Origin of the sequence: Haloarcula sp. CBA1127 (genome assembly GCF_001485575.1) — an archaeon.
Taxonomy (GTDB): Archaea; Halobacteriota; Halobacteria; order Halobacteriales; family Haloarculaceae; genus Haloarcula.
Window position 1 is genome coordinate 2,889,803 of the sequence record NZ_BCNB01000006.1, and the last position, 15,220, is coordinate 2,905,022.

A 15,220-nucleotide genomic window follows, 5' to 3' on the forward strand; every position below is an offset into this window, starting at 1 on the left:
TGCGCTGAGCGTCACTGTGGCAGGTCCTGTAAGAGTGCGACACAGCCTGTCTCAGACCGTCGTGTGTCGCCTGTATGCCCCAAATTCCGTCGGAGTCCCCTACCAGTCGGCGTCGACCAGAACGCGTACGCGCTCGAAGGCTGCCCGCTCGCGCTCACCACCGGCTGTTTCGACCACGGACTCGAAGTACGCGAGTCGTTCCAGCAGCGTTTCACGGTCGTAGCTTGGTACATCCAGCCGCGAGGCTGCGACAGTCGCCTCAACGACGGCGGCGTGGCCACGGTTCGTCGTCGGGACGACACGGCGCTCGACGGTGCTGTCGACGGGGTGTAGCGCCCACTCGACCCACTGTGTGTCCCCCTCACTCCCGGAGTCACGCCGTTCGACATCGACCGCTACCCAGGCGTCCGCGCTGTCGATAACAGGGTCGTCTTCCTCGCGAACCGACAGCGCCGCCTCGACGAAATCGACCGGGTCGCGCGTGAACTGGACGTAGCCGCTACCACGCTCCCGAAAGTTCCGCCAAGTCCGGGTTCGGCCCCACGTCGTCGCCGTAGCTGGCCCATCGTCATCCGGTGCATGGACACCAAGTGCGGCGACGTTCCAGCGCTCGTTCGGCCCCAGCGTGGTGACGACCGTCTCGGAGACGCCGGCGAGCGTGACAGGCCACTGTGTCTCGGAATTACTGGATTCGGGACCATCGCCTGCCGAAGGGCCGCCGGTCACACTTCGAGCCCCCGTTCGAGCGCGACGAACAGCGACCCCGCAACGAGGTCGGCAGTCGTTCCGGGATTGATATCACACCTGACGAACTCCTCGGCGAGATCCGTTGCGTCTTCGTCACCGTCGAGAACGGCCTGTGCCCGCTCCTGAACCTCTACAGCGATTTCGCGGTCCTGCCGCGTGGCGACGAAGGTGTCCGGCTCCGCCGCAAGGAGTTCGAGGAAGACCTCGGACGCGCGGTCGGCGACCGGACCAGACCCATCCAGTAACCACTCGCTGGCCTCGAACACGCGTTCGAAGCCGGAGACCCACTCGGCGGCCACGCCGTCGGTATCGGCGCTGGACTCCATCACGTCGAACAACGTCATCTCGCGCGCGCGGATTTCCGGAATCGCGTCGCTTCCGCGGCGAACGTCGAGCGGTTCCAGCCCGTCGGGCGGGTCCTCGACGGCCACATCGACGTGCTCGAAGGCGCGGTAGAAGGCCGCAGCGTCTTCAACCGTCGTTCCACGAACCACAGCATCGACACCGGAAGGCGACAGTCGGCCATCACTCGCCGCGGCCGCCAGCGGTGTGAGCACCAACAGTGCCCCGAACTGGGTGTTCCCGCCGGATTGACCGGCCATCCCCTCGACAGCGGTCTCGAACGCAGGACCGATAGGGTCGCCCGCAGCCGCGCGGTCAAGCCCCCTCCGTGCGCCCACAGCGCCGGCCATGAAGTGCTCGAACCGGAGGTCGTCGTACTCCCGCTGGCGGTCGACATTACCGGGCTTCGGCGTGCCGGAGACCTCCAGTAATAGTGCCAACTGGGCGTTCTGTCCGACCGACCGCTCGCTCACGGTGACACCTCCGATGCGAACCACTCCGTTGTCGTCGCCCGGACCTCCTCGAGTAGCTCCGGCCTGTCGCTCGCGCGACCGACGCTGACGGCGTCAGCACCGTACGAGAGGTACTCTCGTGTGGTCACCGTCCCGCGAACGCCGTTGTTCGCGACGACGAACAGGCCAGTGGCGTCAGCCACGTCGGCGATGACTGACTCCGAGTCCATCGCGTCGACGTGGAATACATCACCACCGGCATCTTCGATGGCTCGGGCAACGGCCGGGAGCGAGACGCCGTCGAGTTCGGCACGGCCCTTCACCGAAACCGTCGCCCCTGTCGACGCTGCTGCTTCCACGAACGCCGCCAGTCGCTCCGGCTCCCGAAGCAACGACTCACCGGCACCCGCAGCGCACATCTCGTCCTGCCGGCAGTGAGCGTTGATTTCGATGATAGCGTCGTGGCGCTGACAGACGGCGGCGGCACGCTCGACAGGGCCAAGCGTCGCGCTCCGGACATTGAACGCCGGGCGTAGCGGTGCGTCCGCAAGCGCAGCCAACTGGTCGTCAACGAACGCGACCGGATCGTCCGGCAGAAACTCGGAGCGGTCGCGGTCCGTCATCACTCGTGCAGCCTCGCGGGTCCGGTCGTCGAGCGCAATACCGCCGAGGAACGCACACCCGACGTGAGACTCGACTGCACGGGCCCACGAGGCGTCAGCCTCGCCGCTGAGACTTGCGAGGGCGACGCGTGGCTCGAACATCAGGCCACCTCCGAAAGAGCTGTCTCGACGGCACGGTTCACCCGTTTAGCGTCAGCCGCATCATTGAGGGTCGTGTCGGTTTGGACGACCGGCACGTCGAGTGTCGTCGAATCCCCCTCGTCCAGCACGAACGCGTCAGCGAAGGGGTAGGCTTCGGCCACGCCGGCAGTGCTTGGCTCCAGCCCCACACCGGCCATCAGGTCCGCCGCCGGCCCCGAGAACACCGTATCCTCGATGAACGGTGAGACGGCGACGACCGTTGTCTCGTGCAGTGCTCGTTCGATGTCGTCGATGGCGAGCATCGGCCCAAGCGAGGTCACGGGGTTCGACGGACCGATGACAACAGTATCGTCAAGCGCCGTCAGAACGGCGTCCGTCGCGCTGGCCTGTTCTGCGCCCCTGAACTCGACATCTTCGACCGGCGGCTCCCCCTCGTGACCGACCCACCACTCCTGAAAGTGCATCGGACCGCTCGGCGTATGGATGATTGACGCGACGGGGTCGTCGCTCATCGGTAACAGCGTCCGTTCCAGCCCGAATGCATCGGCGAGCGTCCGCGTTACGTCTGTCAGTGAGCGACCCTCGTCGAGCAGCGAGGTGCGCGTAACATGGACCGCGCGGTCCCGGTCGCCGATGTGCATGAACTCCGCAACGCCGGAGAAGCGCCGCCAGCGTGCGATGTCCCGTCCCGCAGTCTGCGCGTCATCGGGAAGGTATCGCGGTCCGCCGTCGAGCCCGGCGGCGTCGGCGAGCCGCGTCAGCTCGGTGTGTGTCTCAGCGGTGTCGTCGGCGATACCCCACCAGGTCTCCCGGTCGAGGACCTCACCATCGAGAAACAGGACGGTATCGAGGTCCGGACAGACGAGGTGGCCTCCGAGCTCGATATCGTCGCCGGTGTTGGCGACGACAGTCGTCGCCGCCGGCGAAAACACGTCGTCGGCACCGGCGAGGAGCTTCGGCGTTCCCGTCCCGCCGGCAAGAAACGTCACCATGTCTCGACGTAGGGGGAACTGACAGTATAAACGTGGCCACTGAAACTGGTCGGAGCTGGAGAGCAGTCTGGCGGAGACAGTGTTCTATTCAGAGAATCACAGCTGAGAATTGGGTGGGTAGAGTGAAGGGTATCGGTAGGATAGGCAGGGTAACGGGTGCTATGCCCATCGTGAATCCACACCGCTTCGCGCCTGCAGCCTCCAACGAAGAGTACGTCTACGGGTCCTGTGCGCCGGGCTGGCATACGGCCGCCACGCATCAGGACGCGCTCGATGATTGGATCGCACATATGCAGGCACACGACATTGAGCGGATCTGCTGTCTGCTTCCCGGGCAACAGCTCGACGACGCTGGGGCCAATCTCCGGCGTTATCGGGAGGCCTTCGGAGCGTCATCAGTCCGCCACGTACCGGTTCCCGACCACCGACTTATCGCCCAAGACCGCCTCCACGACGAGATCCTGCCGTTCCTGGTTGACGCCTGTGAAACAGAAGAGCGGGTCGTCGTTCATTGCCTGGCCGGCATCGGCCGCACCGGACAGGTGCTCGCCGCGTGGCTGGTGTATCATTACGACTACGGCCCCGACCGCGCCATTGAGGCCGTTCAGGAGATGGGTCGTGACCCCAAAGACGCTATCGAAGCAGGGAACGCGACTGAAGCGGAGCTGTCCGGTCTGCTGTCGTCAGTCGCACGCCTGTAAAAGGTCCCGGTGGAGCTCAGTCCGTCTGCGGGAGGAGTCGCGCACCGATTACAAAGCCGACGACGGCACAGACTGTGAGGACAGCAAGTGGGCCGAGCGCTTCGCCGGTTCCAGTCGTCGCCGCACGGACGCCACGCGAGAAGTACGTCAGCGGCGAGAGCCACGTCGGCAGCCACGCGGGCAGAAGTGTCTGTGGGACAAACGTCTCCGAGAGAAAGAGCAGCGGGAGCGCGAGGCCGTTGCTCGCCGCAATGACGCCGTCCTGTGAGTCCGCAAGGCTGCCGAGCATCGCACCGACGGCACAGAACAGCGCGACGCCGAGGCCGACAAAGGGGAGCAGGAGTACAGAGGGGCGGATCGTCGCGCCGGTCAGCCACACCATCATGCCGAGTATCAGCAGGCCGGCGATGCCGATGATGGCGACGTTGACGAGCGTCTGTGCCAGCAGCCACTCGGTCCGGGTCAGCGGTGTCGTCGCCAATTTCTCGAAGCGATTGCCGTCCCGGTGTCTGGCCACCTCGCTACCGACGCGGGAGAGTGGCGTAAACAGGACGACAACGGCCAGATACCCCGGAGCGTAGAAGCTCGGCGGCTCCGTGAACAGCCCGCCACCGCCCGGCTGGGTCTGGACTAGCACGCCGAAGATGACGACGATGATGACCGGGAAAAAGAACGTGAAGAAGACGGCCGTCCGTCGCCGGAGGAAGGCCAGCGACGCTGCGCGCGTCTCCGCTGTGAGTCGTCCCAGCCGGCTCATTGGGCACCACCCGCGACCGGCCCCGTCTGTTGTGGTTCACCGCGCTGGCCGACGGCCGTCCCGGTGAGTTCGAGGTACACGTCCTCTAGGTCTGGCTGTTTCCAGGTCAGGCTGTCGTACTCGATGCCCGCCTGCCCCAGTTGCTCAGTGATGTTGCCGATAGACTCCGGCCGGATACCGTAGACGACCAGCCGGCCGTTTCGAAGCGCCGTCTCCGCCGGGTAGTCGATGGCTGAGACGGCAGCTTCGTCGAAGGACCCATCCACGATGAGCTGGCTGTCGCCGCCGTGTTCGGCCACGAGCTGCTCCGGGGAGTCAAGTGCGATGAGTGTCCCGTCGGCGAGGAGGCCGACGCGGTCCGCGAGCCGCTGGGCCTCCTCCATGTAGTGTGTCGTGACGAGTATCGTCACGCCGCGGTCGGCGAGTCCCTCCAGCAGTCGCCAGAGGTCACGACGACCAGACGGGTCGATGCCGGTGGTCGGCTCGTCCAGCACGAGAAGGTCAGGGTCGTTAATCAGCGCCGTCGCGACACAGGTCCGCCGCTGCTGTCCGCCCGAGAGGTTCTCGTATGTCGTGCTTGCGGTGTCGGCTAGACCCACATCGTCGAGAACAGCCTCGACGTCGCGGGTATCGTCGTACAGACCAGCATAATACTCGAGTAGTTCCCGCGCCGTCAGTCGCTCGTGGGGCGAAAACGACTGTGGCAACAGCCCGATTCGGTCACGGGCGACCGTTCTGGGCGACTGGCCGAACAGCCGTACCTCGCCAGTCGCATCTGTTGTTCCGGTCAACGCCCGCACCAGCGTCGTCTTGCCAGCCCCGTTAGGACCGACCAGCGCGAGCACCTCTCCAGTGGTCGCCGTCAGCGAAACGCCGTCAAGTGCGACCGTATCGCCGTAGCGCCGCCCGACATCCGACGCGACCAGTACCTCGTCCATGCGCCCTCGTCCGGTCGGGTGGCCGAAAGCAGTTCCGTTCTCGCGCGGCTATCGGCTACACGTTACGGCCACATCTCAGACAGACGGCCGGAAGCCACGGCTTGTCCGTGACGACTGGTTGGGTGTCTTCGCAGTGGTCACAGAACTCGGTTTTCGTCGCCATTTGCCGAAGATGTCACAGCAGAACAATAAATAGTTTGTTGTGCGGTAAATCGTCTCAAACCGATGGCAGCCTCGCCACGGGATTGCGCTGACAGCACCACGATGCCCTGTTACATGACGTGCGATCGGACCTCGCGTACGATAGCGTCCACGTCGAACTCCTCGCTGGCCTCGGCTTTGTCGTAGACGGTCTCGTCGTCGACACTGATTCTGAACACGCCGTGGTCGCCCATGACGAGCCGGACGCTGTCGAGTTCCCGCTCAAGTCCGGATAAAATCGCCTGCTGAACGTGTACTGCTCGCTCGCGGAACCCACACGGGACGCAGTATTCGATTTCGACAGAGCTCATATCGGCTTTCACGGCTGTCTGCCTGAAAGCTCTATGGCCGGTCGATCAGTGCCCGGAGCCGGCCGACGAGCGTCACGTCGAAGCGGTGGACGCCGTACAGCAACCCGACCGAGGTGACGAACACCACCGTCGAGAGGCCGTACGACTGGGACAGGGCCGCCTGTGACAGCGTCGCCCCGACGCCGACGAACCCGCCCAGTATCGACGCGATAATCGGGAGGACACAGGAGACACACGAAAAGAGGCCGACGACCCCGCCCACCGCGCCGCCGCTTGCGTCGACAGCGGTCACGAACACCAGATACGACAGCGCCAGGTAGCCGGCGACTTTCCACGGGATGAGCACCACACTGAGGGTCGCGCCGCTGAACACGACCGTCGGCGAGAACCCGGGCGGGGCCTGCGTGACCAGCCGGAGACCGGTCCCCTGACCGCCCGTGCCGTACACGCCGCCAACGTACCCCAACACGAGCAGATAGCCGAGAGCGATAACCGCACTGCCGACCGTCCGGCGGCGGCTGGTCAGTTCCGGTCGCACTCGCAGGGCAACGAGACCGGCGATGTTGAGCCAGATGAACGGGAACACCAGCAGAAACGGGCCCGTTGCGGGCTGGGCCGTGTTGACGACGTAGCCCAGAATAAGGATGAACTCCGCGTTCAATACGGCTGCCCAGGTTACCAGCGAGCGCGTGTCCGGTATCGCGTCTCTGAGAGTCGCTGTCGTGGTGCTCATAGTGCCAGTGCGTCGACGACGATGGCGATCAGGACCGCCCCGAGGTAGGCGTTCGACGCGTGGAACGCCCGGAACGCCGCCGCTTCGGTCTGCTCGCGGTGGAGCAGGATGACGGCCCAGAGGAACACCGCACCCAGCAACACCGACGTGACGGCGTACAGCCAGCCAAGCGGCGTGAGCACACCCAGAACACCTGCTGAGATGAGTGTCGCCCCGAGATAGTAGACGATGTGTTTGCGCGTCTCGGTCTCGCCGCGGACGACCGGCATCATCGGGAAGCCGCCCGCCTCGTAGTCGTCCTTGTACGCGAGCGCGAGATTATAGAAGTGTGCCGGCGTCCAGAGGAAGATGACGACGGCAAGGACGACGCCCGGGAGGCCGACCGACCCGTCGGCGGCGACCCAGCCGATAAGCGCCGGTAGTGCGCCAGCGGCCCCGCCGATGACGGTGTTCTGGACGGTGTTGGGTTTCAGGACGAGCGTGTAGATAATGCTGTAGAACACAATCGCAGTCAGCCCGAGGACCGCTACGAGTACGTTCACCTGCCAGAACAGCCATAGCGAGGCAAACGACAGGAGCAGGCCGAAAGCCAGTGCGTTCCGGACCGGAATCTGGTGGGTCGCGATGGGACGGTCCGAGGTCCGGTCCATCCGCTTGTCGATGTCCCGTTCGAGGACGTGATTGAACGTCCCCGACGCGCCGATAGAGAGGACGCCGCCCCCGAGCGTGAGCAGCACTGTCCGAACAGTGAGCGTCTGCCCGGCGGCGAGTGCCATCCCGGCCGCAGCGACCAGACACAGGAGCCACATCAGCCGGGGCTTCATCAGACGGAAGTACGCTGACGCGGTCCCGACGAGCCGTTCGCGGAACGTAAGCGCTGGGGTCCGGTCGGGGGTGTCGTCTCCGGTCGGTTCCGGCGCGGGTGTCGGGTTCTTCACTGGTGTCTCGTCATCACTGCCCGTCTCAGCTTCGAGGTGCCACGCCAGAGCCAGCACGAACGAGCCGAAGATGCCCATTCCCAGAGCGAGGTGGGCGCCGGGGAGTGCCGTCTCGGTGCTCGTCGCGACGATCGCGCCGAGCGCTATCTGGACCGGGTACAGCGCAGCCCCGAGAATGATGGCTGCTTTGACACGGCCACGACAGCCGGATCGGAGCCCGACTACAGCCATAGCCACCACCAGGAGTCCCACGGCTGCTGCGACGAGCCGATGCCCCCAGGCGACTAACAGGGCCGTGTTCGTCACGTCGACCGGTCCGTCACACAGCGGCCAAGTAGTACAGGCTGCTGCCGCATCGGTGAGCGTTGTCGTCGCGCCGGCGAGAACTAGCAAGTACACGCCGACAGCGGTCGCGGCGAGCAGCCCGGTGAAGGTCCGGCTCTCTGCCATTATTGTATCCTTCGATGCTGGCCACTTAGACCTCGCGATTCCGCTGTCTCCGTCCGGAGCCGCTCCGCTGCCCTATCGCTGCAAATCGGAAGCCTGCGGCGAAGACAGCAGTTATTTATCCCCGAAATCCTAAGCCGCATCCATGACCCGGAAACGCGCCGGTCTGGTCGCTCTGTTCGGTGCTGCGTTGCTCGCGCTCGCCGCCGAGCCGGCCGCCGCCGCACAGATTCAGGACTCGACGACGGATAGCCTCATCTGGGGGCTGAACATGAACCTCCTGTACGTCGCTATCCCGATTACGGTCCTCGTCGAGGGGATTCTGATCTACACCGTCTGGCGATTCCGTAATCAGGAAGAGGCGCTTCCGACGCAGGAGAACCGCCGACTCGAAGTCACTTGGACCATCGCAACGGCGATCATTCTCCTGTTCGTCGGCGTCGCCTCCTACCAGGTGATGGCGAGCCCGTACGTCACCGCCGAGGCCGGTGACCAGGCCGAACTACAGGAACAGGACACTGAACTCATCACCGTCGAAGCCCAGCGGTACGGCTGGACGTTCTACTACAACGAATCGAGCTGGGACGGCGAGGCAGAGGTGACTACCACGACGGACATGAAGATACCGGCCAATCAGGACGTATCCTTGCGGATCACGTCGACTGACTGGCTACACGCGTTCCACGTTCCCGGGCTCGGGCTGAAATCCGACGCGTTCCCCGGCCAGTACAACCGCCTCCGAACCAACGCGGGTAACACCGGGACATACCAGCTCTACTGTGCCGAGTACTGTGGCTCTGGCCACTCACAGATGCTCGGGACCGTTGAGGTCGTCCCGCAGGACGAGTACGAGGACTGGCTGGCAGAGCAGAAAAGCGGCGGTAACGGCTCCGAAGGCAGCGGCGAGTAGCGCGGTAACTGAGCGGCTTTTTCGCTTCGAGAACTGGCGAACTACGGAATATTACGTTCACCCGGCACACCGTACGTTTCCGTACGGAACGGGAGTCACGACCAAATCGAAGTACCACAAGAGAGCGAACTGAAGCGGGCCTGTCCGTTACTGAACGATCCATCTTTCAGTTACTTCGCCGTCCGAATCCACTGTCAGATTCACGCTTTGGTGGCTGTTGACCGTTTCACTGAATGCTTGCTTGCCGTCGACAGATAACACAATTCGACAGGTCTGCGCATCCGTATCGCGGTTAATCTGGACTGATTGCCCTGGGTGAATTGAAAGCTCCTTGTCCTGGCATATGGCTATTATCACAACGGCACCCGAGAACCCGCCGACAACTTGGACTTCCACGAGCTTCGACCCTTCACACATCGATGGCCAACATTCCGGTGTCGATACCTCGGAAGGCGGCGTCCCGGTTTCAGTGGCGGTTTTGCTCGGCGTATCTGTCGCCTTCGGTGCTGGTGAGTTATTTTCGGTTGTGCCATCAAAATCCCACTCGACACAACCCGAGAGAGGTATGGAAAGTGCTGAGATTGAGAGGAGTTGTCGACGATTCATAATAGCTGGTAAAATGGGTTGTGTAAGTGTCTTGTGAGAGATAGGATAACAGCCTCCGGTTCACCCACAAGAGACAGTATTACGTTGAGGAGCTCTGCTGACTGAGTGAGTACTGCCACCAGCGGTTTCCAAACGGTTCACCACAGAGAGAAGCGGGGGAACGACGACACGCTCGCATTTGGGGAAAATATAGAACCCGAGCAGAGATGTGGAGCGGTGGCGGCAAGACACTGCTCACAAACGGCCCGGCCATCAGAACAGTCGCTGTACCGATTAGCCCGTCCAGCCGTTAGCCGCAGATGTTGGCAGTCACGTACACGTTGCCGGTATCGGTTATCTCCACACCGACACCGACGAGATTAGCGTTGCGGAGCGTGAGCCGTTCGCGGTAGTCTGGCCACGCCATCCAGTCATCAACGATCTTTCTGGCGACTTCCTTGTCGGTAGCGTGGAATCGCTCTTTGCCACCCTCTTCGTACGTTTGTCCAGCGACTGTCTTCTCAACCGCCTCGAACCGGTTTCGGTCCGGTTGCTCGATGTACTCGCCTTCTGCAGAGTCGAACGTGCACCGGTCGTAAAGGCCGGTGTTTTTGTACCGGTCCTTACTGGAGACGCCGTCGACCTTGTGGATCGCCTGCCCTTCGACGGCCATTTGCTCGCTGTGGCTCTTTGCCATCTCGTTGAGATCCTTTTCCGTCCGGAGTCCCGACTCGAACGCTGGGACGCCTGCAGCCTTGCGTTCCTCGTTAAGGAACTGCCGGACGTAGTCCGAGACGTTCTGTTCGTTGAACTCCCGCGCCGGAATCGACTCCTGCTGTGGGGTCGCTGTCTCGGTCGCTGTTCCGTTTGTTTCTGCCGTTGGTGTCGGCGTCGTACTATTGCCCGCTGTCGCCGTTGAACTATCGTCATTACCGCCGCCATCGCCGCTCTGTGAATCGGTTGTCTGTGTCGTTGTCTCCGCTGTCCCGCCTGCGAACTGTGCTCCGACTAGGACCCCCGTCCCCAGAACCACGAGAAGCACCACGGCGGCGATAGCAAGTAACCCTTTCTTTACCATATACTACGGATAGATTACAGAGGTATGTAAGCTTGATTCTTCATATATTTCATCTGATGTTCATGTTCCCGACTGTCGACGGTGACGATAACCCATATATGCCACGGGCGGCCACTGCCGGTATGGTCGAGAACGTTATCTGGCCGGCGGCACTCGACGCCAACCGTTCGCGAAGCGATGGGCGTCGTGTGTCACTGGATCTAGCTGTGGAGGACCCGACTGTCGACGAGATCGCCAAAGCCGTCCAGCAGGTCGGTTACGACGCGGTCATCGAACGGGACAAGACGTATCCACGCGAGTACGAAGGCCGCGGGCGAGTCGTCGTCAAGGATGCGGACGATGCGACGAAAAGCGACTTGCTCGGGGCCGTAGCGGCCTACATGCAGGCACTCCGTGAATGAAACGCATCGGCACTGTCTCGCGGGTCGCACAGGGACTGGCCGTCGTCCGGGCACCTGACGACGAGTACGCGTCAGTGGGAACCACCGTGGTCGACGAGGAGCTCCAGACGGTTGGCTCCGTTGTCGACGTGTTCGGTCCGGTCGAACGCCCGTACCTCGCAGTCTCACCGAGCGACAGCGTGCATCTCCCAGCGCTGGTCGGCACGGTCCTGTACGCGCGGTAACAGTCCTCCGAACCGCCGACGCCTGTCCACCTCTGCTTCGTAACGCTCAAACCGGTTCCTGCAGGACGTGTGTGCATGGAGCGACGGTGGCGAATCCTCGGCGGTTGTGGCCTTATTGCTGGTATCTTCCTGTTCGTCCAACTCGGCGCATTAGCGCTGGTTCAGCCCTTCGAATCGGCTGGCTACCAGGCTGTCGAGGACCCGTCTGATCCCACGAACAGCCTCATGTATATCGGAGCGATTCTGGTTGCGACGGCGGTTATGTTGCTTGCCTTCCGCTACGACGTGGACCAGCTCATCCGCGGACTCATCGTCTTCTCGGCGGCCTGGCTCTCTTTGTACGTGTTTCAGGTGCTTGTGCCGCCGGTGTTCACGTACGCCGGCCTCAACGTCGGTGCCGTCCTGTTAGCGCTGGGCCTCGGGACGGCACTGCTGGTCTATCCCGAGTGGTATGTCATCGACAGCGCCGGTGCCGTGATGGGGGCTGCTGCCGCCGGCCTGTTCGGTATCAGTTTCGGGGTGTTGCCGGCGCTCGTCCTGTTGACTGTCCTCGCCGTGTACGATGCGATCAGCGTCTACGGAACTGAGCACATGCTCACGCTGGCATCGGGCGTCATGGACCTCAAGGTCCCTGTCGTCCTCGTGATCCCGATGACGCTGTCGTACTCCTATCTCGACGCAACAGCGCCGGATCCAACGGCGGAATCCGAGGAAAGCGACGAATCGGCAGCGGCGAACGACGCGGCCGAGGAGCCGGCGACCACAGCATCCGAGACTGACGCGGGCGGTCCGGCGGTTGTGGATGGGAGCCAGCCGGCGGAACGTCCCGACGAAGCGACAGAGACTGGCAAAGCAGACGAAAGTGACGACGTTCACGCCGACCCACTGGAGCGCGACGCGCTGTTTATTGGCCTCGGTGACGCGATTATTCCGTCCATACTTGTCGCCAGCGCCGCGTTCTTCGCCTCATCGGACGTGCTGTCGGTGTTCGGCGTTCCGTTGCCGGCGCTGACCGCGATGGTCGGGTCCTACGTCGGCCTGACGATACTGCTCTGGATGGTGCTGAAGGGACGTGCGCACGCAGGACTTCCGCTTTTGAACGGTGGGACCATCGCCGGCTACATCGTCGGTGCACTCGCCGCGGGCATCAGTCTGGTCGACGCTCTCGGTCTCGGCCCGTACCTCTAAACTGCACTCTCACGACAGCTATCGGCCGGTCAGGGCTTTGCTCGCGGGCGCAAAGTCGATCTCCTCGCCGCGACCGTCTGCCTTCGCCCGCTCGTACAGCATATGGCCCGCAGCGACGGTTTCGATGGCCGTGCCGCCGGAGTCAAAGACCGTAATCTCCTCAGGTGACTGCCGCCCAGAGGCGTTTCCAGCGACGATATCACCCAGTTCCGCGTGGACGTGATCCTCGTCGACGACGCCCGCATCGAGGGCATTGATGAACGATCCGGCGTCCTGTGTCACCCGCTCGCGCAGGTCCGGAACGTACGTGGCGCGTTCGATTGTCGTCGCGTCCAGTTCGTTCTTCTCGGGGTGGTACTGGCCCATCGCGGTCACGTGGGTTCCCGGTTCGAGCAGGTCGCCGTCGAACACCGGTTCGCTCGCGCTGGTCGCGGTGATAACGACATCGGCCCCCTCGATTGCTGCGGCTGGGGACGCGACAGCAGCCACCGTCGGGTCCAGCGCGTCGTTCATCTCCGCGGCGAAGGACTCCCGGCTACTGGCCGTCGGGGAGTACACCTCGATGCGGTCGAAGTCTCGGACTGTCGCCGTCGCACGGACCTGACCGCGGGCCTGTGCTCCACTGCCGATGACTGCGAGGTCGCTGGCGTCGCGGCGGGCCAGTGCGTCGACACCGACCGCCCCGGCCGCGCCGGTCTTGTGGGGGTTCATGCTCGCACCGTCAAGGACGGCGAGCGGGTCGCCGCTGTTGGAGTCGAAGATAGGGAGCGTGAAGTGTGCGTCTCGCCCGCTGAAACCGGCCGCGTAGGTGTACCCGCCCATCGCACCGGTGTCGGGGAGAATCGCGAGATAGCCCGTCAACATTCCCGCGGGCTCGTCCGAGAACAGCGTCGTTCTGGGAGTCGCTGGGGCACCCTCGCCGCGCTGGCGATACCCATCTCTGACGGCGTCGACGTACTCGGTGGGTTCAGCGAGGTCAGCTACTTCGTCGCTCTGCAGGAACAGCGCTGTCGCATCTGTCGTCATACTCCGTCGTTTGGGCGACCGACTCTTATACTGCCCGGCGGGGGCCAGTCTGTTCAACTGGGTACACAGTCACGGGAAGTCTACCGAAAACAGGAGATGTGACGGGTGGGACAGCGCCTAATCCGCGGTCTGGACCGGGTCCGACTGCGCGCCCTGCTGAGTCGACGTGTCGTTCGGAACCGGGTCGACGGGGGCACGGACGAACATCGCATGGCCGATGAGACCGACTGTTACGACAGAGGCCATCGGAATCGCCGTCGTCAGTTCGAAGCCGGCAACGAACAGAAAGGCGGTGATGCCGGCCATGGCGAGCGGAATGAGCCCGAGAATGATGTCGTAATATCCCGTCATAAGTATAAACTACTCTATGGTAGCGTAGTATATGAATGTTTCCCTAAAATACGGGATAATACACTCAATGGCCCCTGCAAATTTACTCAGTACCTGCTGGGTAACAATCTCATAAGTTATGAGTTGGATATGGGGGAAAGATTAATATGATGCTATTTCTGTGAACAGTTCACAATATAAGGGCAAGGGTGACCTGTTGTTGTTGGCCCGCAGCCGAACGCAGGCTATGTGATTTCACCACAAAGCTGGAATGCGGTGTTTGCTAGCCGGTAGACGATGACTGCTGTAACGGTTATCTGTTTCTCGGGATAGAACTTCCTAACTACCGGTTTCAGAATTTGAGAACGTGATTAGGGGGTTCGGGGTGTGATAATGGCCTCTATTTTCTACGATGATAACTGGGTCCGTGTGCTTATTAGGTACGCCAAGATACGTTAAATCGGAGAAAAACGGAACGCCGATTCCCAAACGAGACAATGAGCACGAACGCAACGGACAACACGACGGACGCCGCGACCGACGACCAAGAACGACGATACGCCGAACTGAACATCGGGGACGAGGAGTTCGTAATTTACGACCGGGAGAACCACCAGGCATGGATTCAGTCGACAGAGTCGCTCGAAGTCGCCGACCTGCGATAGTCCGTCATCGACACTGTGGCCCTGCTGCAGGCCGCTCTATTTTGCGACTGCAATCACGCCGCGCCAGAGTAACAGCAGCGTGCCACCGACAAGCACGGAAACGAGTGCGAATGTCAGCGCCGCATTACCGGGGAACATCGCCGTTGACCGAAGTCCCTGTGCGATCCCGACTGCCAGCACCCATCCAACGATAGTGCGGCCGAGAGCCGCACGAACCGTCGCGGTCGCGGCGGCGGTGTACAGTCCTCCAAGTCCTGCAACGAGGAGCCAGCCGATATAAAAGGGCGTCAGCGCCCCAACGAACCGACCTGGATTGAGTATCGGATTGGTACCGTGGGTTAGCTCGCCGACACCGACGAACAGGGCAATCGCCAGCAGGTCACCGACGGCGACCAGCGCCGTCCGAGCGGACAGTTCGATACGACCGTTCCCCACCGTCGAGACGCTCATACAGGGAGTTCCGACTCCAAGCACTTCCCTCTCCCGGATT

General features: G+C 62.8%; 20 protein-coding genes. 6 read left to right on the forward strand and 14 right to left on the reverse strand.

Features of this window, described 5'->3' with window-relative positions; translation table 11 throughout:
* Window positions 1–99: 99 nt before the first annotated feature.
* Genes AV059_RS19050 through cofD form a run of 4 tightly spaced genes read right to left on the reverse strand, consistent with a single transcriptional unit; the run spans window position 100 to window position 3,297 of the window.
* Window positions 100–726, reverse strand: coding sequence for a DUF447 domain-containing protein (locus AV059_RS19050; protein ID WP_058997052.1), 627 nt, complete (start codon window positions 724–726; stop codon window positions 100–102).
* The gene (locus tag AV059_RS19055) at window positions 723–1,586 is read right to left on the reverse strand and encodes a triphosphoribosyl-dephospho-CoA synthase (RefSeq protein WP_058997054.1); all 864 of its coding nucleotides are present in this window, start codon (window positions 1,584–1,586) and stop codon (window positions 723–725) included. The genes AV059_RS19050 and AV059_RS19055 overlap by 4 nt, the downstream gene beginning before the upstream one ends.
* Window positions 1,559–2,305 carry a tRNA-dihydrouridine synthase gene (locus tag AV059_RS19060; RefSeq protein WP_058997055.1) on the reverse strand — a complete coding sequence of 249 codons (747 nt, stop codon included), beginning with the start codon at window positions 2,303–2,305 and terminating at the stop codon, window positions 1,559–1,561. The genes AV059_RS19055 and AV059_RS19060 overlap by 28 nt, the downstream gene beginning before the upstream one ends.
* Window positions 2,305–3,297 carry a 2-phospho-L-lactate transferase gene (gene cofD, locus AV059_RS19065; protein ID WP_058997058.1) on the reverse strand — a complete coding sequence of 331 codons (993 nt, stop codon included), beginning with the start codon at window positions 3,295–3,297 and terminating at the stop codon, window positions 2,305–2,307. The genes AV059_RS19060 and cofD overlap by 1 nt, the downstream gene beginning before the upstream one ends.
* A 161-nt stretch (window positions 3,298–3,458) precedes the next feature.
* On the opposite strand from cofD, the gene AV059_RS19070 reads away from it, so the two are divergent.
* On the forward strand, window positions 3,459–3,998 hold the full coding sequence (locus tag AV059_RS19070; RefSeq protein WP_058997060.1) for a dual specificity protein phosphatase family protein: 540 nt from the start codon (window positions 3,459–3,461) through the stop codon (window positions 3,996–3,998).
* Between the two features lie 16 nt (window positions 3,999–4,014).
* Here AV059_RS19070 and AV059_RS19075 read toward each other — a convergent pair whose 3' ends face one another.
* The 5 genes from AV059_RS19075 to cyoE all read right to left on the reverse strand — a co-directional run bounded on the left by AV059_RS19075 (window position 4,015) and on the right by cyoE (window position 8,326).
* Window positions 4,015–4,755, reverse strand: a complete 741-nt coding sequence (locus AV059_RS19075; protein WP_058997062.1) for an ABC transporter permease — start codon at window positions 4,753–4,755, stop codon at window positions 4,015–4,017.
* A complete protein-coding gene (locus AV059_RS19080; RefSeq protein WP_058997064.1) occupies window positions 4,752–5,693 on the reverse strand; it encodes an ABC transporter ATP-binding protein in 942 nt (313 codons plus the stop codon). Before AV059_RS19080 ends, AV059_RS19075 begins: the two co-directional genes overlap by 4 nt.
* 272 nt (window positions 5,694–5,965) lie before the next feature.
* Window positions 5,966–6,205 (reverse strand): SelT/SelW/SelH family protein, encoded by a 240-nt coding sequence (locus AV059_RS19085; RefSeq protein ID WP_058997066.1) that lies wholly within the window; start codon window positions 6,203–6,205, stop codon window positions 5,966–5,968.
* A 31-nt stretch (window positions 6,206–6,236) separates the two neighbouring features.
* Entirely contained in the window at window positions 6,237–6,938 is a 702-nt protein-coding gene (locus AV059_RS19090) for a hypothetical protein (RefSeq protein WP_058997068.1), read from the reverse strand.
* Entirely contained in the window at window positions 6,935–8,326 is a 1,392-nt protein-coding gene (cyoE, locus tag AV059_RS19095; protein WP_058997071.1) for a heme o synthase, read from the reverse strand. The genes AV059_RS19090 and cyoE overlap by 4 nt, the downstream gene beginning before the upstream one ends.
* A gap of 142 nt (window positions 8,327–8,468) precedes the next feature.
* Here cyoE and coxB point away from each other — a divergent pair, with 142 nt between their 5' ends.
* Complete coding sequence (coxB, locus tag AV059_RS19100; protein ID WP_058997074.1) at window positions 8,469–9,233, forward strand: cytochrome c oxidase subunit II; 765 nt, start codon at window positions 8,469–8,471, stop codon at window positions 9,231–9,233.
* Window positions 9,234–9,380: 147 nt separating this feature from the next.
* On the opposite strand, the gene AV059_RS22145 is transcribed toward coxB, so the two are convergent.
* Together AV059_RS22145 and AV059_RS19110 are read right to left on the reverse strand one after the other, a co-directional pair.
* Window positions 9,381–9,839, reverse strand: coding sequence for a hypothetical protein (locus tag AV059_RS22145; protein WP_154021046.1), 459 nt, complete (start codon window positions 9,837–9,839; stop codon window positions 9,381–9,383).
* 289 nt (window positions 9,840–10,128) lie between these two features.
* Window positions 10,129–10,896 (reverse strand): CAP domain-containing protein, encoded by a 768-nt coding sequence (locus tag AV059_RS19110; RefSeq protein WP_058997077.1) that lies wholly within the window; start codon window positions 10,894–10,896, stop codon window positions 10,129–10,131.
* 122 nt (window positions 10,897–11,018) lie between these two features.
* Here AV059_RS19110 and srp19 point away from each other — a divergent pair, with 122 nt between their 5' ends.
* The 3 genes from srp19 to AV059_RS19125 all read left to right on the forward strand — a co-directional run bounded on the left by srp19 (window position 11,019) and on the right by AV059_RS19125 (window position 12,709).
* Window positions 11,019–11,297, forward strand: a complete 279-nt coding sequence (srp19, locus tag AV059_RS19115; RefSeq protein WP_023843155.1) for a signal recognition particle subunit SRP19 — start codon at window positions 11,019–11,021, stop codon at window positions 11,295–11,297.
* Window positions 11,294–11,521 carry an H/ACA ribonucleoprotein complex subunit GAR1 gene (locus AV059_RS19120; RefSeq protein WP_058997078.1) on the forward strand — a complete coding sequence of 76 codons (228 nt, stop codon included), beginning with the start codon at window positions 11,294–11,296 and terminating at the stop codon, window positions 11,519–11,521. The genes srp19 and AV059_RS19120 overlap by 4 nt, the downstream gene beginning before the upstream one ends.
* Before the next feature lie 75 nt (window positions 11,522–11,596).
* Window positions 11,597–12,709 carry a presenilin family intramembrane aspartyl protease PSH gene (locus AV059_RS19125; protein ID WP_058997081.1) on the forward strand — a complete coding sequence of 371 codons (1,113 nt, stop codon included), beginning with the start codon at window positions 11,597–11,599 and terminating at the stop codon, window positions 12,707–12,709.
* A gap of 18 nt (window positions 12,710–12,727) precedes the next feature.
* Here AV059_RS19125 and AV059_RS19130 read toward each other — a convergent pair whose 3' ends face one another.
* Both AV059_RS19130 and AV059_RS19135 read right to left on the reverse strand, forming a co-directional pair.
* Entirely contained in the window at window positions 12,728–13,735 is a 1,008-nt protein-coding gene (locus tag AV059_RS19130; protein WP_058997083.1) for an ornithine cyclodeaminase family protein, read from the reverse strand.
* A 117-nt stretch (window positions 13,736–13,852) separates the two neighbouring features.
* On the reverse strand, window positions 13,853–14,086 hold the full coding sequence (locus AV059_RS19135) for a hypothetical protein (protein ID WP_058997085.1): 234 nt from the start codon (window positions 14,084–14,086) through the stop codon (window positions 13,853–13,855).
* 476 nt (window positions 14,087–14,562) lie between these two features.
* Between AV059_RS19135 and AV059_RS22545 the strand changes: the two genes are divergently transcribed.
* Complete coding sequence (locus AV059_RS22545; protein WP_004518770.1) at window positions 14,563–14,730, forward strand: hypothetical protein; 168 nt, start codon at window positions 14,563–14,565, stop codon at window positions 14,728–14,730.
* A 36-nt stretch (window positions 14,731–14,766) separates the two neighbouring features.
* On the opposite strand, the gene AV059_RS19140 is transcribed toward AV059_RS22545, so the two are convergent.
* Window positions 14,767–15,180: a DUF3054 domain-containing protein gene (locus tag AV059_RS19140; RefSeq protein ID WP_058997087.1), complete on the reverse strand. Its 414-nt coding sequence runs from the start codon at window positions 15,178–15,180 to the stop codon at window positions 14,767–14,769.
* Window positions 15,181–15,220: the final 40 nt, after the last annotated feature.